The sequence below is a fragment of the Leeuwenhoekiella aequorea genome, assembly GCF_004104375.1.
GTDB classification, from domain to species: domain Bacteria; phylum Bacteroidota; class Bacteroidia; order Flavobacteriales; family Flavobacteriaceae; genus Leeuwenhoekiella; species Leeuwenhoekiella aequorea.
The window spans coordinates 529,447-548,361 of record NZ_QOVM01000002.1 but is presented as its reverse complement, the minus strand read 5'-3'; the positions used below and the strand labels follow the sequence as shown (position 1 = coordinate 548,361).

Sequence of the window (18,915 nt, the reverse complement as noted above, 5' to 3'; positions counted from 1 at the left end):
ACACATATGTTACAACGAATTAAAATAGTAGTGTTGTCATTAGTTATGATATCAACACTAGGTTGCTCAGAAGATTTTCTGGAAACTAAACCTACCGACGCGATATCTGCGGCAGATGCATTATCATCTGTGGCAAATATGAGATTAATATTAAATGGACTCCACAGACAAATGTATGCGCAATCTCCAATACCAGGAGGTTCTGCAAGTAGAGCAGGGGAGCATTATTTTATACCACTAGGAGATGTGCTTACCGGTGATCTTATTCACTCTGCACCAGCAAATGGGTGGATGACATCAGAATTGCAATGGAATTCTCATAATGTATCTACATCATTGACTTCAGAGCAATTATGGTATCAACGTTATCATTTTATCACTAGTGTTAATTCAATCATTAATCAAGTTCAGGAAGACGGACTTGCGATTGATGAGAATTTGAGTGATGTTTTAGGTCAGTCATATGCTTACAGAGCCTGGTCTTACTATCGCTTAGTTACTGCGTATGCAAAAGGATATATTATAGGTGATCCGGCTACAGATCCTGGTGTGCCCTTACTTTTTGCTACAGAGCCTCCATTTACAAGTGAAGCACGTGCTACAGTTGCAGAAGTTTATGCTCAAATGGAAAAGGATATAGATCAAGCAATTACATATTTTGAAGGTGCAGACCCAAGAGGAAATGGAAGTGCAAAAATTAAGTCTCAATTAAACATTAATGCAGCTTACGGTATAAAAGCACGTATTGCTTTATCTAAAGGGGACTGGGCTACAGCTGCAAGTTCGGCTGCATTAGCTCGTAATGGGTATCCATTAATGAATGAAGCAGACTGGTTGTCTGGTTTTAATACTAATGAATTACCAGAAGTTATCTGGGGTGGTAATGTGATTTCTACGGAAACTACGTTCTTTAGATCATACTTTTATCTGATTTCCCCAACATTCAACGGAAGTCAGAACAGAGGTAATCCTAAATTAATAAATAAGGAAATGTACGATATGCTTCCTGATACAGATTATAGAACGAAAGCATTTTTACCAGATGCTCCTAACACAAATTCATCTGCTTCTAATGATCAGGGAGGTAGTTTTGAATCAGATCCTAACTATGATACTGAAGAAGAATTTGAAGCTGCATTTGATGCGATCATTTCAAAATATGGGATGACACCACAGCACAATACTCACCCTTATATGCACGTAAAGTTTTTAAATAAAAATCCTGGGACTATAGATCCTGATGATGTTATTTATATGCGTTCTGCAGAAATGTATCTTATCGAAGCTGAAGCTAAAGCTATGAGTAATGATATTACTGGTGCTAAAGCGGCATTAGATGCATTAGGAAGTGCTCGTGACAGTGCTTTTGATATTGATCAATACAATACTCAGGCAGAGCTTATGGAGCAAATTAAATTTCAACGTTACATAGAGCTTTATGGCGAAGGGTTTAGTTATACCGATCATATTCGCTGGGATGAAGGAATAGACTTAACAAATTCTGGTGCAGCAGCAGTTCTTTATCAAGACGGTTTTATGCAGGATAAACCATCAGTTAATGATGATTGGATTTTCAAGATTCCTCAAGCTGAAATTGATGCAAATCCAAATATTAATGAAGCTGATCAAAATTAAATATAATTTACTCCCTAGTTAATTTTAAACCCGGTGGTTATAGCATCGGGTTTTTCGTTATGAATAAGGTAAAAAAAAATCACAGATTCAAAGAATCTGTGATTTTTTTATTATCACAAACTAAAGATCTATAATTATCAATTACTGCTTAACATTATATTGAAAATATCTTAGGCCTAATACAATTCTCTAAAGTTCGAGAGTACCCATTTTCCATCATTTTTTTGAAACATATGAATACCTGTATGACCATCACCTACAAAGTATGTGCTATACCAAATAAGCGCAAGTTTCCCATCCATCGAAATGACTGGTTTTGTGATTTTTATTTGTTTACTTGATTTATATTCAAAATCCCTATTCTGATTATTCTCGCCATTATCATACTTAAAAAGTAAATTTATTTTTTGTTCAGGAAAATATTTTTTTAAAGAACCATCTGACTGATTGAGTTGATTTATTAGATAAGTGCCATTTGATCCTTTGAACAAAGCTATAGCCTGACTTTTAGAGTAAAATGGATTTGGATAAGATAATTTTGGTTCCTTTTCAAAGAGGTTATCCTTCAGGTAGGTTTCAAATGCTTTATCATTAGAGAAAGTATCAATAAACTTTATATTATCTACCTTGTGAAAATTTACCTCCAGAGTTATTAAGGACCTAATATTGAGGTTGGTATTTTTTGAGTTTTTTACAGAGCCACAAGAAGTCTGGATCAATATTAGAAATACACTAATTACAAGGAAATACCAATGAAACAGGTTTGCCTTGTGGTATTGCTGTGAAAGTTGTGGCATCAGGATGAGTATAAGTTTGTGTTGTGTTGTCTTGTTCGCTTAAAACAGAATAAAGAATTTCTATAAACTCAGGATTTCTATTCCAGGAATTATTTGTCCGATCAGCAGGATTAACATATTCAGGATACGAATTTTCAAAACTTGCAGAAGCTAGCATATCTCCAGAGTAACATAATTTTTTGCAATACGATAGTGGTAAATTATAGTCTGCTGCATTTCCATAAGCAGATAATGATGTAGCCATTTCGTAGATGAAATCATTCATCAGTTCGTGTTGAGTTTTGTTGAGATTGGCAGGAGAAGAAGTCCTATTGTATTCTATAAAAGCATCAAATAGTTCTGAGAAATCAGGATCAGCTTGGCCCGTTATTGTCGAAAGGTAGATAGACTTAGTTGTTATACCATATACTCTTTGTAGAGGTATTTTACATAAACAATGATGCCCAACAGTAAAGTGATTTAAATTATTTGTTAAAGGCTCTGTTAGAACACTCCGCTTATTTAATATTAAATAGATCCAATTTTGTGTTAGGTAGCTAAATTAAAATTCATTAGTATTATAAAAGTTTATTAATAATCTATCCACCAAACCCGGGTTCTTTTGAATTTATTATTTTGAAGCTTCTCAATGACAAAAATGTGTTCAAAAGGCTTGATTTTTAGTTTCTAACATTCTATTCTTCTTAATACTAATTTCAAGAAACAATTTTTTACCCTTATCCCATAGGTTGTCAACTGTGGTAAAATTTACCAAACTCTTCCCTAGAAATTGTATCAATTTGTTGATATCTGTTTATTTCAAAAAGATTATCGTCGATATTATAATATTTTATATCTCCACTAGTAAAAATACTATTATTACAAATGTCGTAGAGCAGATATTGATTTTTTTGACCGTATGAAAAAAAAGGTGTTGCCAAAAGAAACATTAAAATGATTATCTTATTCACACAGCTTGCTTCCATTTGCTTTCTCATTTATTTTTTTTTAACAACTAACATACCCGATAAACATCCATTTCTTTCCAGATTCTTACTAAAAGAAATTGCAGCTTACAAATAAAAAGAGTAAATATGGTTTAGGACTTTTGAACATCCTATTCCTATAAACTGTTATGGCTTGCAATTATTCAAAGGTTAAAATCTCTGCTTGTCTCATAATGAATTTGGTACAATTTTTAGGTTCAATAAATATGTAATTCAAATTAAATATATTTTCTATTTTAATAGTATCTAAAAATTTTCTCCTGTCCTTAATTATTGACAAACTATCGAAATACGTTTTTGAGATGATAGTATCCACTTTTCTATTAAAAGAAAATGAATAAGAAGCAAATGTTTCATATTCAACATCATCACCCTCTGAAATCCAAATTTCACCTTTTTTTAAAACTTTATCTTTTGGTTTTTCTCTAAAAGATCTTCTACTTGTTTTTACAATTCTCGTCTCATCAATTATTCGATATCCTTCGTATTCATTTGTTTGAGTAGCAATCTGTTTTTTGATTAATGTATCATTTCTATCAATTAAAAAATAAATATTCTTCCTAGACTGAGAATAGGAACTTAAGAACAAAAGAGATGTAACTATAAAAATGTATTTTCTCATTTTACACAGGTTTTATTTCCATTACTTTTCTCATTTGCAATAGTATTCTTAATTCTATTTTGTTCAGTATCTGTTAATTTTTTCCACGCTTCCGTGTAAATTTCATTAGGCCTATTATTTGCGTCAACAATATTCGCTAAACCTTCCCACGCCATATCATCATAAAATTGGTCTGTGTGTTGTCCATTATCAAATTGCTTTAAGCCTTTCGCTATAGTACCCCTATAAAAATCGGCCATTTGCTGATGATCCCAGTTGTCCTGATAAATTCGGTAGTATTCATATACCCCAGGAAAATCGTTTTTACTAACCGTACCTCCTTTTCTAAATAAAAACTCTCTTAATCTAGCGTGGATTCCTTCGTGAATTACAGTTCTAGCCAGGCCAAGAGTAGTTCTGCTAGATAAAGTATTTGCATTGATTTTAATTATGAAAGTATTTCCAGATTTTATAGTGCTGGCATTTGTTTCATTGCCAAGCGTTGTTGACATTACAAGCTTTAAGTTAAATTGAGAAGGAGTATCTCCATCATTAAAATTTTCAAGAATCCAATTAATATTGTTTTTATTGTCAACCATTTTTTGGTAAACACAATCAGCTTTCCCTTCAAGATTATTATAAATTTTATCGACACTAGTTCTCTCAGTAATCTTTTCAATTGTACGCTCCTCCAAACTCAATTTTCCATCATAATTGGCACCAATATTTGAATCATAAGCACCACCCCCGTACTCAAATGTTGGATAACTTTGATAAGAACTATATCCTGAAGTATTTGAGAATATGACTTCCCTAGTAAGACCCTCGAAAGTACTGTGCGTTTTACTTAGACCATTACCACTATTGTGATACCAGTCTGTCCATCTTTCAGTTTCGATATAAATATAACCTCTATCCATTGCAAATTTTCGAATTTGTTTGTGCAATTTCACTTTCATTTTCAAGTTCTAAATAAGTTTTATCAGAATAATGATAAGATCTGAGAGTTTCTCCTTTTTTTCCAAAAACACGTATAATGGCTATATTGTCTTTTTCGCTTAAACGATAATTCTCTGTTGGTGATGTTATATCTATAATTTTACTAATTGCTAGCTCATCACCATCTTGAACAAGTAGAGTATAATGAATATTAGATTCAACTAAATTATCAGGATTATTAGTTAGTAAATATTCAGTATAATTTATTCCATCAATTTCCATCAGTCGATCACTATTGATTATTACACGTACATTTCTTCCAAGAATATTTTCAAAAGCAGAAAGGTCAAAGTTTTTTTGGTTTATGTTAGAATCATTTATTTCTTCTTTATGACAACTTGTTGATAACCCAAATGCGAGAAAGAAAATGGCATAATAATTTTATAGAACTGTTATAACTTTTGGTATTCATAGATCTTATTTTTGCTTATTCCTTAATCTAGAATTCACAAAACATAAATAGCACAGTAAATGGTAATTTCAAGTCTATAAATATAAAAGATTTATTGTTCAGACAAATAGCTACGATAGTTACAGTTTACAATTAAAAAAAAGCACAAATTCAAAGAATCTGTGCTTTTTTTTAATCAAAATATTATAAGCAAGTTATTGCTTTTCAATCCATAAACGGGCGTTTACAAAAGCTTCAATCCAAGGGCTCACTTCGTCTTGGCGACCTTTAGGATAGTTTGCCCAGTTCCATTGAAAGATAGAACGTTCTATGTGTGGCATCGTTACTAAGTGACGACCGGTTTTATCAGTCATCATTGCCGTGTTGTAGCTACTTCCGTTAGGATTTGCAGGATATGCATCGTACCCGTATTTACCTACTATTTTATAGTTCTCTTCATCAAGTGGTAAATTAAATTTTCCTTCACCATGAGAAATCCATACGCCCAATGTAGCTCCAGAAAGCGTAGATAACATCACCGAATCATTTTCTGCAATAGTAACACTGGTAAATCCGCTCTCGTGCTTGTTAGAGTCATTATGTTGCATAACTGGTTTTTGCACATGTTCTGGATTTAATAAATCGAGCTCTACAAAAAGTTGGCAACCGTTACAAATACCTACTGAAAGTGTATCTGGTCGCGCAAAGAAATTCTTAAGAGCAGTATTGGCTTTCTCGTTGTATAAAAATGCACCAGCCCAGCCTTTAGCAGATCCTAATACATCTGAGTTTGAGAAACCACCCACAGCACCTATAAATTGAATATCTTCAAGTGTTTCACGACCGGTAATCAAATCGGTCATATGCACATCTTTTACATCAAAACCAGCGAGATACATAGCATTTGCCATCTCACGTTCACTGTTACTTCCTTTTTCGCGTAAAATTGCTGCTTTAGGGCGTGGTTTAGTAGCATCGATTTCAGGTTTGATACCTGTGAATTGTTTTGGAAAACTATATGTTAAGGGTTGTACATCAAAATTTGCAAATCGTGCACCTGCCAGACCTTTTGCGGTTTGTTGCTGATCTAATAGATAAGAAGTCTGAAACCATTTCCTACGTAAAGAAGAGATATTTAAACCTATTTCAATAGAATCCTTTTTAATTTCTAAATCTGCAGTTTCACTTGTAGTACCTATATTGAAGAAAGCGATGTTATTTTCTGTCAAAATAGATTCAACGTCAGTATTCTTAGCTGCCTGAAATACAATACCTGCATTTTCAGCAAAAAGAATTTTAATTAAATCTTTCTCTACAAAAGCAGTCAAGTCTATTGATGCACCCAAGTTATTTTCAGCAAAACACAATTCTAAAAGAGTGGTTATAAGTCCGCCGGAAGCAACATCGTGACCAGCAATGATCATATCGTTTTTAATTAAATCTTGAATGACATCAAATGCTTTAGCAAATCCTTTATTATCTAAGATTGAAGGTGCCTGAGTACCAATTTTGTTCTGAATTTGAGCAAAACTAGATCCTCCTAATTTAAAATCATCCTGAGATAAATTTATATAATAGATAGCTCCTTCATCGTGTTGTAGAACAGGTTCAATAACTCTATTAATATCGCTACACGTTCCGGCCGCAGATATTATAACGGTTCCGGGAGCAATTACATCACCATCAGGATATTTCTGCTTCATAGAAAGCGAATCCTTACCGGTAGGAATATTAATGCCCAAGTCTATTGCAAACTCAGAAACGGCTTGTACCGCCTCATATAAACGGGCATCTTCTCCTTCATTATTACATGGCCACATCCAGTTTGCGGATAGTGAAACCGATTTTAAGCCTTTTTCAAGTGGTGCCCAGATAATATTTGTAAGTGCTTCTGCAATACTATTTTTACTTCCTGCAACGGGGTTTATTAAACCACTTACAGGCGAGTGACCTATTGACGTAGCAACACCATTTTTAGAGTTAAAATCCAGGGCCATTACTCCCACATTATTTAGTGGAATTTGTAAGCTCCCCACACATTGCTGTTTTGCAACCCGTCCACCTACACAACGATCAACTTTATTCGTTAACCAGTCTTTGCAGGCAACAGCTTCCAGTTGCAATACATTTTCTAAATAGTCGTGAAAATTCTCTAACGAGTAGGAAACATCATCATAAACCCTACTGATTTTTGAATCGGTCATTATGGTTTTTGGCGAACTACCAAACATATCATTCATTTCTAAATCCATAGGTTTTTCGCCTGTAGTTTTAGATTTAAATGTAAAGCGATGATCACCAGTCACATCACCTACTTCGTACATAGGAGAACGTTCGCGATCTGCAATACGTTTTAAAGTTTCAGCATTTTGAGCACCTATAACTAGACCCATACGTTCTTGCGACTCATTGCCTATAATTTCTTTAGCTGAAAGAGTAGGGTCACCTACAGGAAGTTTATCCAGATCAATCAGTCCTCCGGTTTCTTCAACCAGTTCAGAAAGACAGTTTAAGTGACCGCCGGCACCGTGATCGTGAATAGAAACAATGGTATTTTCATCGCTTTCTACCATACCACGAATAGCATTTGCAGCTCGTTTTTGCATTTCAGGATTAGAGCGCTGAATAGCGTTTAATTCAATCCCCGAGCTAAAGGCACCCGTATCTGCTGAAGAAACTGCAGCACCACCCATCCCTATGCGGTAGTTATCACCACCTAGAATTACAATTTTATCTCCGGTTTGCGGTTTTTCTTTTAAAGCTTGATTCTTTTTTCCGTAACCTATTCCACCGGCTTGCATAATCACTTTATCGTAGCCTAGCTTGCGACCACCTTCTTCGTGTTCAAAAGTCAAAACAGAACCTGCAATAAGGGGTTGACCAAATTTATTTCCGAAGTCTGAAGCCCCGTTTGAAGCTTTTATAAGTATATCAATTGGAGTTTGATACAACCATTTTCGTTCTGGCATACCATCTTCCCAATCGCGTTGAGATTCTGCCTTTAATCGGGAATATGCAGTCATATAAACTGCAGTTCCTGCCAGCGGTAATGATCCCTGACCACCTGCCAGACGATCCCGAATTTCTCCACCAGCACCAGTTGCAGCACCATTAAAAGGTTCAACTGTAGTAGGGAAGTTGTGAGTTTCGGCTTTTAGTGAAAGTACACTATCGAATTCTTTTTCGGTATAATAATCGGGTTTATCAGCTGTCTTAGGTGCAAACTGTGTTGCCTTAGGTCCGTTTATAAATGCAACATTATCTTTGTAAGCAGAAACAATTTCGTTAGGATTTTCTGTGGAAGTCTTACGTATCATTTTAAAGAGTGAAGTCGGCATTTCTTCACCATCAATCACAAACGTACCGTTGAAAATTTTATGACGGCAATGCTCAGAATTTACCTGGCTAAAGCCAAAAACTTCTGAGTCTGTAAGTGGACGGCCTATACGTTTTGCTACACTTTCTAAATAAGCTACTTCTTCCTCATTTAAAGAAAGCCCTTCTTGCTCATTAAATGCTGCAATATCTTCAATATGTAAGATAGAATCGGGCTCAATATTTATTGTAAATACTTCTTGATCAAGCTTAAGATATTCCTGAGAGAGCATCGGATCAAAATCAGCCTTGCCAGCAACAAATTCTTCGATACGTATGATGCCTTCAATACCCATATTCTGGGTGATCTCAACGGCATTAGTACTCCAGGGAGTAATCATTGTGGCGCGTGGACCAATAAAAAAAGCGTCTAAAGTAGACGCTTGTATTTTAGCCTGATTGCCAAAAAGCCAGTTAAGCTTATTTATATCTTCTTGTGAAAGTTCGTTATTGGTTTGAACTGCGAAAATTTTGGTTTCTTGTGAACCGAAAAAATGAATCATAGTGCTTTTGCTAAAGAAGCGACAAATTTAGTGATTTTTGCTCTTTACTTCGGTCTTAGTTTTTAAAGAAATTCAACAGAATTTAACTCATTGATGTTGATAACCTACTTGCGTTCTATTTTATTAAAATACAAAAAGCCTCTTAGATTTTTCTAAGAGGCTTTTCAAGTTTAATCGTTGCTTAAAATTAAGCTTTATCTTTCTTTACCATTAGGCACATGTAGAAACCATCATATCCACTTTCGCTAGATAAAATTGTTTTCTGTTTTTCTATTTTAAATTCTCTTCCTTCATCTGTTTTCAAGAATTTCTTTACTTGTTCCTGATTTTCTGAAGGTAAAATCGAGCATGTAGCATAGACCATTTTTCCTCCGGGTTTTACCATTTTAGAATAATCTACTAAAAGTTCTTGCTGAGTCTCTTGTATTTTAGCTACGAAGTCTGGTTGCAGTTTCCATTTAGCATCAGGATTTCTACTTAAAACGCCTAGTCCTGTACACGGAGCATCAATAAGCAAACGATCTGCAGAATTGTGCAATTTTTTAATAACCTTAGTACTGTCTATGGTTCTGGTTTCTATATTGTGAGCACCGGCTCTTCGCGCTCTACGTTTCAGTTCTTTTAATTTATTAGCATAAATGTCTAAAGCTATTAGTTGGCCTTTATTATCCATTTGTGCTGCAAGATGTAATGTTTTTCCACCTGCACCGGCACAAGCGTCTATAACGCGCATTCCCGGTTCTACATCAAGATAAGGAGCAACCATTTGTGAAGAAGCATCTTGAACTTCAAATAAGCCATTTTTAAAAGCCTCTGTAGCAAATACATTTCCGCGTTCCTGTAGCTGAAGAGCATCAGGATATGCTTTCAGGTTTTCAGTTTCATGACCTTCTTCAACCAAAGCAGCTTTTAAAGTATCAAGGTCTGTTTTTAATTTATTAGTACGTAAAACGACCGGAGCTTGCTTGTTTAATGAAGCTAGTTCTACATCCCATTTATCACCTAATTCTTTCTCTCCTAACTCATCTAACCAATCTGGAATAGACTCTCGTAATTTTCTGGTTTTTGATAATTCATCAAATCTACCTTTAATACGACGCGTAGGCGTTTCTTCAAATTGTGGCCAATCTGGTAGTTTAATTCCTTTAAGAGTACACCATACTGCAAACATGCGCCATAGATCTTTGCGATCTATAGGTTCGCTAACATCTGCAATTTCTGCATATAGGCGTTTCCAGCGAACAATATCATAGGTTGTTTCTGCTACAAAACTACGGTCACGAGATCCCCAGCGTTTATCACGCTTTAATTGTTTTGATATAACTTTATCGGCATAACTGCCTTCGTTAAAAATTTCGATAAGACCATCAATGACGGCAAAAACCAAGTTGCGGTGTAAACGCATAAAAAGTGTGTTTAAAAATGGGTGCAAAGGTACAGGTTTAAAGGCGAATAGTTTTAAATTCCCCTAAATTTTAAAATATGAAATATTATATTATTGTTTTACTACTCCTAGTTGTTTCAGGATGTAAAGATTCTTCAGAAGAAGCTAAACCGTTATCTCCTATTAAAAGTGTAGTAATTGAGGATATGTATACAGATTCTGTAAGTGTACGTGCAATAGATATTCTTAATGATGGTAGTCTGGCTTTTGCTGGATCGAATGGTAAATACGGACTCTATAATTTTAGTTCTCAAACCTGGAATACGGGTATTCTTAAAAAAGACAGTCTCACGCCAAGTTTTAGAGCAGTAGCACATACCGCAGAAGATTTCTTTATGCTTAGTGTTGCTAGTCCGGCGTTACTTTATAAAACAGGCAATTCGGGAATGGAGCTCGTTTACAGCGAAGATCATCCTAAAGCTTTTTATGATTCTATGATTTTCTGGAATGACAAAGAAGGCATTGCAATGGGTGACCCTACAGATTCTTGCATTTCGATTATTATAACACGCGACGGCGGTAAAAGTTGGTCAAAAATAGCCTGCTCAAATCTACCCACTGCAGCAGATGGAGAGGCAGCTTTTGCCGCTAGTAATAGTAATATCGCTGTTTATGGAGATAGTGCATGGATAATAACCGGAGGAATGGAGTCTAATGTTCTGTTTACAGGTGATAAAGGTAAATCCTGGGAGTTGTATAAAACGCCGCTCGTTCAAGGAAAGTCTACAACAGGAGGTTATTCAATAGATTTTTATAATGACAAATTGGGAGTAATCATAGGAGGTGATTATACAAAACCTAATGGTACTACCGCTAATAAGGCACTTACTACAGATGGTGGCAAAACGTGGAACTTAATTGCCAATGGTGCTAATCCCGGTTATAGAAGTTGTATTCAATTTATACCTAACACTACCGGCAAGGAATTATTAGCTATAGGATTTGAAGGTGTAGATTATAGTAAAGATCAAGGTGCAAGCTGGACAAGTCTAAGTGAAGAAGGTTTTTTTACCATTCGTTTTGTAAATGACTCAACAGCATATGCTGCAGGACCCAATAGAATTTCTAAGTTGAAATTTAAAAGATAAAAAAAGCCTGTTTACAAAATGTAAACAGGCTTTTTAAAACTAAAACCAAAACTTAACTTACTTTTTTCTTTTACGGTATTCTTCCCACAATTTCTTGCCAAATTTGTGTTCCACTTCAGGAAGAAACATCATTTTTGAGGCAGGAAGTTTTCTTGTGAGGTCAGACATCAAGCTGCTTTCCAAAGCAAATCTCTTTTCAAGAATATCATTATATTCTGCTATAAGCTTATTAGCTTCACCCTCTGAAAACGTGTTTTTAGATCCTGAAGAACCGTATTTTTGTTTGAATAAACTACGTTCACGATTACGTAAATCATTCATTTTTGAATCATATATATTATAAATAGGCCAGAATTTCTCGGCTTCTGAAGGAGTAAGATTTAGCTCTTCAGTTAAAAAAGATACTTTAAGTGATTTTATACGTTCGTGATGGTCATTTTGAGCATAGGATGTAACACCTATTAACAACCCCAATATTATAATTAAATTTTTCATTGTTTTGGGTTTAAATTATTGATCTGCAGTCCAAGAGGTCTCAATGATATCTTGATCTATATAGTCATAAATCACCTCTTCACTATCTAATTGCTGATCAAATATTGAAGTGTTATCTTCAATATTACTTAGATCTTCATCAGAAAAATAGTAGGGTAGTTGATCTTGATCTATTAAATAGCTCTCAATGCTGGAAACAGAAAGTGAATCAAAATCTTCTGGTGTGCCTACCGGGTTAATAACATAAAATAATAGTACTACAACTGCTGCAAGTGCTACAAATGCTTTAGCAAACATTTTAAAATCATATGATATGAGTTTGCCTTGCGGTTTATTTTGTTCTATAATCTTTAGGCTAACATCTTCAAAGTAGTTTTCTGGAACTGTAAAGACATCCACTTTATTAGGAAAAAGCTCCTGAAACTTAAGTTCAGTAAACAATCTATCATCAAACGATTTGAAGTAATCGCTCGGGATATTAAATTGTTCTTTATTATTATTATCGATTTCCATAATTTTTAGACTTTAAATATTTAAAAAGGTTTAATTACCAGTGACGTGATCTGTGATTTTTTTTACCGCGTGGTGGTAATTGGCTTTTAATGCACCTTCAGAAGTGCCTAAAATTTCTGAAATTTCATTGTACTGTAATTCATCATAGTATTTCATAATAAATACTTGCTTCTGCTTAGCGGGCAGTGTATTAATGGCCTCTTGAAGCTTTAATTGCGCGTCGTCACCATTAAAATAAGGGTCGCTAGATAAGTTTGCAATTAAATTATCTTGCAGATCTTCGTTACTTAAATGAGTGGTTCGTTGTCTCTTCTTTATAAATGTTAAACTCTCATTTGTAGCAATTCTATAAAGCCAAGTATATATCTGGCTATCTCCATTAAAAGTATTTAAGTTTTTAAATACTTTTATAAACGTGTTTTGTAAAACATCATCAGCATCCTCATGAGAAATCACCATACGTCTAATATGCCAATATAAACGCTCTTTATATTCGCTTACCAGATCTTCAAATTTGATCGATACGGGATTTATTGTTTTGATACTCAATATTTATATTCTAAAATGGTTTTGTACTTATTACCTTTTTACATTATATGAGACTTGTATATTCTGAAAAGGTTTAATCGGGCTGAAATAAAATTATTATCGAATCTGTAACTTCTAAGTATAATCTTATGAATCTTGCTTAAAGTTAAAATAATTGACGATAAAGCGTAATTATATTGGATAAACAACGTTCATCTATTGTTTTATAACATTATAGAAGTTATATTTGAGATAGAAAGTAAGTATTCTATAGAATGTTAATTATTCTGATGTGATTTTTAAATGTTTTTAAAATTCCCTTTTTTGTCCCAAATAAGAAAGAATGTTTAATTTATTTATTAATCCCAACGTAAAGGATTACATCAGAAAAAAAGCCGCATCATGGAGATGCGGCTTTTTTATTTTGGTATTTTGTTACTAGTCTAATGCATTAAATACTATTTAATATTTAAGATTCGTTTTACTTCTGGCATTAGATCTTTTCCCTTGGCCATTATTAGACCATTAGATGCAGCAGAATCAAGAACGTATAAAAATCCTTGATCGTCTGCTATTTTAGTCACCAAAGTTTTAGCTTTCTCTCTAATAGGAGCAAATAGTAATTCTCTTTTTTCTGCAATTTGTTTATCTATATTTTGTTGTGACTGTGCCAGATTGCGTTCTATTAGTTCAAGATCACTTTTTCTTTTTGCAGATTCTTCTGGAGATAATGTAGACGCCTCATCCTCAAATTTTACAAATTTAGCTTGATACTCTCTGTACGAGGTTTCAAAATCTGCTCTGTACGCTTGATTCAGTCGGTTTATTTCTGCCTCTGCCTGTTTGCTTTCTGGCATAATCTTTAAAAGTTCTGACATATCTATGTGAGCTACCGTTCCTTGGGCTACAGAGACTGTACTCAAACTTATAAATACTAAAAAGGCTAAAAATAGATGTTTCATATTAGGGTGGAAATTTGTGGTAAAAATACAGATATTATATAATCATTAAGTGATGTATACCGAATATTATGATCATAAAAGATACCATAAAGACACTGCACTAATTGTTTTGTTTCAAAATATTTATATTCCGAAGCTAGCTTTAGGATACTTGATAGTAGTTTTGTGAAATAATTAGATATTTAATTTATTCTGTAAATCCCTAAACTCCAACAATGAATTTCCACAAACGTATCATTTTATATGTAGCCTTAATTAATAGTTTTGGTGGCTATCTTTTACACGCCCAAAAAGAGGAGCGTAGTGTTTTTAAAAATTACTTTCCCATATCTGAACGTCCATTTCTGGCTGCAGGTAGTGGTAACAATCCCTATGAAACAATTCTTCTTGAAGCAAAACCTGTCGTTTATTATAGTATTTATAACGATATACGAGAAGCATTAAATAGAGACACTATAACCGCTGGTGATGCAGTTTATCTGAGTATCCAACCTCATTTAAGAATTTATGATGAGAATTCTAAACCGGTAAAAACACCTTCTTATAAAGCATTTATAGGATGGCAGTCAATAATTAAAACACAACGGAACAATTTTTTAACTGCAGCAATTGAAACCGGTCATTATTCTAATGGACAAAGTAAATCTGCATTTAGCGAAGCGTTTGATGATAACAGCGAAGAGAGTAGGAGTTTGTATGAAGATATTGACGACAACACAGATTTAGCGGCGTTGTTAAATAGATCTTCTGGTAATTTTTCTACAAATCTTACTCGAGTGGCTCTAAACTATAGAATAAATACTTTTGATAAAGATAATTATCCTTCTCGATCGCATTCATTGACAGTAGCCTATCAGCTTTATCACAATCGATTCTTGGGAATGTTTCAGTTTGGGGGCTACAATCCGGAGGATATTAAAATCTATGGGAGACATCAAATAGAAGCTGAATATGAATTTACCGGACATTTTAAAGAGATGCGTTACAGTCTTGGGCAGAAAATATTTATACATCCAGATGTACATCCATCCGCCGATATTTATCGTTCTGAAACCAGTGCAATTTTATATCCTTGGGATAAGGATTTAGGAATAATGGCACGCTTTAGCTTTGGTTATGACGACTATAATTACCGGTTTTTAGATAGTTATTCTAGAGTATCTATAGGGCTTACTTGGGATTTCTTTACACCCTTTGTTGTCAAGCCCATCAATAAGCAAAAAGCAGCACAGTAAGCGTAAACTTCTAAACAAAAAAAGATCTGTCAATGACAGATCTTTTAAACAACTTAACTAATTCTGATTTGGGGAAATCATTTATTCGTTAGAAGCAATTGTATTTTGTATTACACTTTTTGCGTTAGTATCGTAAGCTAGTGCATCTGTATTTGTATCAAAGTTGTTTTGAGCAATAGCGATAGAAGTTAAATTTTTCATCTTATTCAATTCTTTAGGAACTGCTCCATAAAGACTATTGTTTGATAAGTTTAGTTCCTTTAAGTTATTCAATTTTAAAACTGCCAGTGGAAACTCTCCATCAATTTTATTGTCAAATAAGTTAAGTACTTTAAGGTTAGTAAGATTTGATAATTCATTATCTAATCTTCCAGTAAGGTTATTACTGGTTAACATTAATTGTTCAAGCTTAGTTAGCTTATATAGTGATTGAGGTAAATTACCGTTAAGCATATTTCCATTAAGAACTAAAACTTTTAGGTTTTTTAGATTACCGATTGAATTAGGTATAGCTCCTTCAATTTTGTTAAAAAACAATTCTAATGTTACTAGTGACTCTAGATTACCTAGTGATTCTGGTAACTCACCATTTAAGTTATTCATACTTAAATTAAGACCAACAACATTGTTGTTAATTACTCGAACACCATACCAAGTAGAAACATCAGCATTTAAATCCCAAGTAGTATTCCACTCAGAACCATTTGTAGCGTTAAATAAATCAATCAAAGCTTCTTTTTGAGTTGTAGCAACTTCAGCTACAGCATTAAAACTTAAAAAAGCAACTGCGATAAAAGTAAGAATTGATTTCATATTATCTGTTTTTGTGTTCTACATCGTAAATATACATACACTTATCCTTTAAATACATATAAATTCGTTGAAATACATAAAAATAAATTTTGGACTCTATTATAGTTGATATTTACTTGTAAAATATAACTGTATATACAGGTTTTGCTTAATTTCAATTTAATTTTTAGCAGATGAAAAGTGTTTTTTACGGATTTACGATTCTAGAAATTAGGAAAAATCCTACATCTTGTAGTTGTTTTATCGGAATGCTTTTATTCGGAAAGTGCAATTAAGCTCTCTTCATGAACTTCGTGAACTCCATTAAATGGTATTAGGTTTATTTCTTTTTTGAAAACGGAATGTAAGTAACTGAGTTGGTTTTCAATTTTCTTTTCACTTATATACGGATCTTTTATTCCGTATAATAATGTAATCTTGGTTGAGTTCATTTTTGCAAACGAGGATTCGTTAAATTCTTCAGGCACAGATCCTGAATGTAAAATAAGATGATCACAACTAATCTTGGAGTTAGCAAGCCATCTTGTGATAGCTGAAACATCTTGTGAGTATCCCATCGCAATGAATTCAATTTTATTTATACGTTCTTTAATTTCGTTATTATAAACTTCGTCGAGGTATCTTACGACATTATGTGTTTCCATTTCTGTATTTAGTCGAGTAAACCAAGATGCACCTATATATTTATAACGCTTGTCTTGATAGTATTTGCTTGGAGCTTGTGGGGCAATAATGTAATTGCGTTCTGGATCTAGTTTTTTAAAGTGTTCTAAAAAGTAAGGACTTAAATAACCTATACCGTGACAAACTAACCATATTTTGGTTGTTTTCTCAGCTAGTTTATTTAGCGTGTAGTACGTATTTTGGGAGGTGTAGGAAACTGTTTTTTCTTCGTGCATTATTAAGGTTTAAGTATCTTTACAAAGTAACTGATTCTCCTTGATAAAATATTTTAAGTCAGTAGTTACTTCAATTTCAACAACACTATGTCATTAAAAAATAAAGCCCAAGCACTTGCAAAATGCAATGCGATATGCAGAAACACCTTAATGGAAACGCTTGATATCAAGTTTATAGATATTGGAGATGATTTTCTTACCGCATCTATGCCTGTAACTTCAAAAGTGCACCAGCCAGATGGAGTGTTACATGGTGGCGCTTCTGTAGCTTTAGCGGAAAGTGTAGGAAGTGCGGCAAGTATGTTTTTTCTCGATGAATCTAATTTTTTTATCAGAGGAATTGAAATTTCTGCAAATCATGTAAAGAGTATTTCTGAAGGTATGGTGTATGCACGAGCTACGTTCTTACATAAAGGACGTACTACGCAACTTTGGGAAATACGTATTACTAATGAGGAAGATAAGTTAATATCAATAGTTAAGCTTACCACAATAGCGTTGCCTAAAAAAGCAGTATGATTACCACTGAAGAAATTTTCACAATAGTAAATAAACAACTACAGGAGGACTTACCCTTTGTAGTTTATAAATTTCCTAATGAGAATAGATTAGGGATTCTCATTCAATCTACAAATACTGTTTATCGTACGAGGACTTTTGAAGAACAAGGATTTGTATTTGCTCCTTTTGATTCAGAGAAGGAGGCAATTCTCCTACCCGGATCTCCTACTTATGCTAAGGATTTTGATTTTGATACCATTGTAACGAAGCAGCTATCTTCAGTTCGTGCTTCAGAATTTGAAAAGGATAGTCATATCGCATTAGTTGAAAAAGCAATAGATAGAATAATACATTCAGATCTTCAGAAGGTTGTTATTTCGCGTAAGCAAAAAATAGATACACAAGATTTTAATGCGCTGGATACATTTAAGAGATTAGGATCTAAATATGCTACGGCATTTGTTTATTTATGGTATCATCCTAAAGTTGGGATGTGGCTGGGAGCTACACCAGAATCCTTGCTATCTATTAATGGAAGATCATTTGAGACGGTAGCACTAGCAGGCACTCAACCCTATAGCTCAGGCGATATTATATGGGGAGCAAAGGAGCAGGAAGAGCAGGAATTAGTCACGAGAGAGATCGTATCTAATCTAGAAAACTTTAAGCTTCTTAATTTTAAACGACACGGCATAGAAAATCATAGAGCTGGTGATTTATTACATTTAAGGACACGCATTACAGGTACTTTTTCTACTGCAGAAGTTTCTATAGAATCCCTACTTAAAGCATTGCATCCTACACCGGCTGTTTGTGGTTTTCCACGGGAAGATGCTAAAAATTTCATATTCAATAACGAGAATTATCCAAGGTCATTTTATACGGGTTTCTTAGGTGAGCTTAACATTTTCCAAGACAAATCAAAACCTAGGAATAGACGTAATGTCGAAAACCTGGCCTATAAAACCCTTTCAAAATCTACTCAGCTTTTTGTAAATCTTAGATGCATGCAATATAAAGATCAAGCAGCTAATTTATACATTGGAGGTGGTATTACTAAGGATTCTAATGCGGTAAATGAGTGGGAAGAAACTGTAAATAAAGCACAAACCATTGCAAGTATTCTTTAAGCATAATGCCTTTATTGTAT

General features: G+C 33.9%; 18 protein-coding genes. 5 read left to right on the top strand and 13 right to left on the bottom strand.

Annotated elements, in window-relative coordinates; translation table 11 throughout:
- Positions 1–6: 6 nt before the first annotated feature.
- The gene (locus tag DSM00_RS06465) at positions 7–1,635 is read left to right on the top strand and encodes a RagB/SusD family nutrient uptake outer membrane protein (RefSeq protein WP_128757205.1); all 1,629 of its coding nucleotides are present in this window, start codon (positions 7–9) and stop codon (positions 1,633–1,635) included.
- 176 nt (positions 1,636–1,811) lie between these two features.
- Here DSM00_RS06465 and DSM00_RS06460 read toward each other — a convergent pair whose 3' ends face one another.
- From DSM00_RS06460 to DSM00_RS06430, 7 genes are all read right to left on the bottom strand, one after another.
- A complete protein-coding gene (locus tag DSM00_RS06460; protein WP_128757204.1) occupies positions 1,812–2,354 on the bottom strand; it encodes a hypothetical protein in 543 nt (180 codons plus the stop codon).
- A gap of 13 nt (positions 2,355–2,367) precedes the next feature.
- Positions 2,368–2,697 (bottom strand): hypothetical protein, encoded by a 330-nt coding sequence (locus tag DSM00_RS06455; protein ID WP_128757203.1) that lies wholly within the window; start codon positions 2,695–2,697, stop codon positions 2,368–2,370.
- 860 nt (positions 2,698–3,557) lie between these two features.
- On the bottom strand, positions 3,558–4,040 hold the full coding sequence (locus tag DSM00_RS06450) for a hypothetical protein (RefSeq protein ID WP_128757202.1): 483 nt from the start codon (positions 4,038–4,040) through the stop codon (positions 3,558–3,560).
- Entirely contained in the window at positions 4,037–4,939 is a 903-nt protein-coding gene (locus DSM00_RS06445) for a hypothetical protein (protein WP_128757201.1), read from the bottom strand. Before DSM00_RS06445 ends, DSM00_RS06450 begins: the two co-directional genes overlap by 4 nt.
- Positions 4,932–5,240, bottom strand: coding sequence for a hypothetical protein (locus DSM00_RS06440; protein ID WP_128757200.1), 309 nt, complete (start codon positions 5,238–5,240; stop codon positions 4,932–4,934). The genes DSM00_RS06445 and DSM00_RS06440 overlap by 8 nt, the downstream gene beginning before the upstream one ends.
- Before the next feature lie 384 nt (positions 5,241–5,624).
- On the bottom strand, positions 5,625–9,287 hold the full coding sequence (purL, locus tag DSM00_RS06435) for a phosphoribosylformylglycinamidine synthase (RefSeq protein WP_128757199.1): 3,663 nt from the start codon (positions 9,285–9,287) through the stop codon (positions 5,625–5,627).
- 187 nt (positions 9,288–9,474) lie between these two features.
- Positions 9,475–10,692 carry an RsmB/NOP family class I SAM-dependent RNA methyltransferase gene (locus DSM00_RS06430; protein WP_128757198.1) on the bottom strand — a complete coding sequence of 406 codons (1,218 nt, stop codon included), beginning with the start codon at positions 10,690–10,692 and terminating at the stop codon, positions 9,475–9,477.
- A 77-nt stretch (positions 10,693–10,769) separates the two neighbouring features.
- Between DSM00_RS06430 and DSM00_RS06425 the strand changes: the two genes are divergently transcribed.
- Positions 10,770–11,819: a sialidase family protein gene (locus DSM00_RS06425; RefSeq protein WP_128757197.1), complete on the top strand. Its 1,050-nt coding sequence runs from the start codon at positions 10,770–10,772 to the stop codon at positions 11,817–11,819.
- Positions 11,820–11,876: 57 nt separating this feature from the next.
- Here DSM00_RS06425 and DSM00_RS06420 read toward each other — a convergent pair whose 3' ends face one another.
- The 4 genes from DSM00_RS06420 to DSM00_RS06405 form a co-directional block, all read right to left on the bottom strand.
- Positions 11,877–12,314: a sensor of ECF-type sigma factor gene (locus tag DSM00_RS06420; RefSeq protein WP_128757196.1), complete on the bottom strand. Its 438-nt coding sequence runs from the start codon at positions 12,312–12,314 to the stop codon at positions 11,877–11,879.
- Between the two features lie 15 nt (positions 12,315–12,329).
- A complete protein-coding gene (locus DSM00_RS06415) occupies positions 12,330–12,827 on the bottom strand; it encodes a hypothetical protein (RefSeq protein ID WP_128757195.1) in 498 nt (165 codons plus the stop codon).
- A gap of 30 nt (positions 12,828–12,857) precedes the next feature.
- Positions 12,858–13,379, bottom strand: a complete 522-nt coding sequence (locus DSM00_RS06410) for an RNA polymerase sigma factor (protein WP_128757194.1) — start codon at positions 13,377–13,379, stop codon at positions 12,858–12,860.
- A 434-nt stretch (positions 13,380–13,813) separates the two neighbouring features.
- Positions 13,814–14,317: an OmpH family outer membrane protein gene (locus tag DSM00_RS06405; RefSeq protein ID WP_128757193.1), complete on the bottom strand. Its 504-nt coding sequence runs from the start codon at positions 14,315–14,317 to the stop codon at positions 13,814–13,816.
- Positions 14,318–14,532: 215 nt separating this feature from the next.
- Between DSM00_RS06405 and DSM00_RS06400 the strand changes: the two genes are divergently transcribed.
- A complete protein-coding gene (locus tag DSM00_RS06400; protein ID WP_241652363.1) occupies positions 14,533–15,552 on the top strand; it encodes a hypothetical protein in 1,020 nt (339 codons plus the stop codon).
- Positions 15,553–15,633: 81 nt separating this feature from the next.
- Here the strand turns inward: DSM00_RS06400 and DSM00_RS06395 are convergent, their stop codons facing one another.
- Together DSM00_RS06395 and DSM00_RS06390 are read right to left on the bottom strand one after the other, a co-directional pair.
- Positions 15,634–16,365: a leucine-rich repeat domain-containing protein gene (locus tag DSM00_RS06395; protein WP_128757192.1), complete on the bottom strand. Its 732-nt coding sequence runs from the start codon at positions 16,363–16,365 to the stop codon at positions 15,634–15,636.
- A gap of 254 nt (positions 16,366–16,619) precedes the next feature.
- On the bottom strand, positions 16,620–17,264 hold the full coding sequence (locus DSM00_RS06390) for an alpha/beta hydrolase (RefSeq protein ID WP_128757191.1): 645 nt from the start codon (positions 17,262–17,264) through the stop codon (positions 16,620–16,622).
- 87 nt (positions 17,265–17,351) lie between these two features.
- On the opposite strand from DSM00_RS06390, the gene DSM00_RS06385 reads away from it, so the two are divergent.
- Positions 17,352–17,783, top strand: a complete 432-nt coding sequence (locus DSM00_RS06385) for a PaaI family thioesterase (protein ID WP_128757190.1) — start codon at positions 17,352–17,354, stop codon at positions 17,781–17,783.
- The gene (locus DSM00_RS06380; RefSeq protein ID WP_128757189.1) at positions 17,780–18,895 is read left to right on the top strand and encodes a chorismate-binding protein; all 1,116 of its coding nucleotides are present in this window, start codon (positions 17,780–17,782) and stop codon (positions 18,893–18,895) included. Before DSM00_RS06385 ends, DSM00_RS06380 begins: the two co-directional genes overlap by 4 nt.
- Positions 18,896–18,915 lie beyond the last annotated feature (20 nt).

Coding starts and splice junctions, on each gene's coding strand:
- DSM00_RS06465 (WP_128757205.1), top strand. CDS start 7: ATGTTACAACGAATTAAAATAGTAGTGTTGTCATTAGTTATGATATCA.
- DSM00_RS06455 (WP_128757203.1), bottom strand. CDS start 2,697: ATGAATGATTTCATCTACGAAATGGCTACATCATTATCTGCTTATGGA.
- DSM00_RS06450 (WP_128757202.1), bottom strand. CDS start 4,040: ATGAGAAAATACATTTTTATAGTTACATCTCTTTTGTTCTTAAGTTCC.
- DSM00_RS06445 (WP_128757201.1), bottom strand. CDS start 4,939: ATGGATAGAGGTTATATTTATATCGAAACTGAAAGATGGACAGACTGG.
- DSM00_RS06440 (WP_128757200.1), bottom strand. CDS start 5,240: ATGGAAATTGATGGAATAAATTATACTGAATATTTACTAACTAATAAT.
- purL (WP_128757199.1), bottom strand. CDS start 9,287: ATGATTCATTTTTTCGGTTCACAAGAAACCAAAATTTTCGCAGTTCAA.
- DSM00_RS06430 (WP_128757198.1), bottom strand. CDS start 10,692: ATGCGTTTACACCGCAACTTGGTTTTTGCCGTCATTGATGGTCTTATC.
- DSM00_RS06425 (WP_128757197.1), top strand. CDS start 10,770: ATGAAATATTATATTATTGTTTTACTACTCCTAGTTGTTTCAGGATGT.
- DSM00_RS06420 (WP_128757196.1), bottom strand. CDS start 12,314: ATGAAAAATTTAATTATAATATTGGGGTTGTTAATAGGTGTTACATCC.
- DSM00_RS06415 (WP_128757195.1), bottom strand. CDS start 12,827: ATGGAAATCGATAATAATAATAAAGAACAATTTAATATCCCGAGCGAT.
- DSM00_RS06405 (WP_128757193.1), bottom strand. CDS start 14,317: ATGAAACATCTATTTTTAGCCTTTTTAGTATTTATAAGTTTGAGTACA.
- DSM00_RS06400 (WP_241652363.1), top strand. CDS start 14,533: ATGAATTTCCACAAACGTATCATTTTATATGTAGCCTTAATTAATAGT.
- DSM00_RS06395 (WP_128757192.1), bottom strand. CDS start 16,365: ATGAAATCAATTCTTACTTTTATCGCAGTTGCTTTTTTAAGTTTTAAT.
- DSM00_RS06390 (WP_128757191.1), bottom strand. CDS start 17,264: ATGCACGAAGAAAAAACAGTTTCCTACACCTCCCAAAATACGTACTAC.
- DSM00_RS06385 (WP_128757190.1), top strand. CDS start 17,352: ATGTCATTAAAAAATAAAGCCCAAGCACTTGCAAAATGCAATGCGATA.
- DSM00_RS06380 (WP_128757189.1), top strand. CDS start 17,780: ATGATTACCACTGAAGAAATTTTCACAATAGTAAATAAACAACTACAG.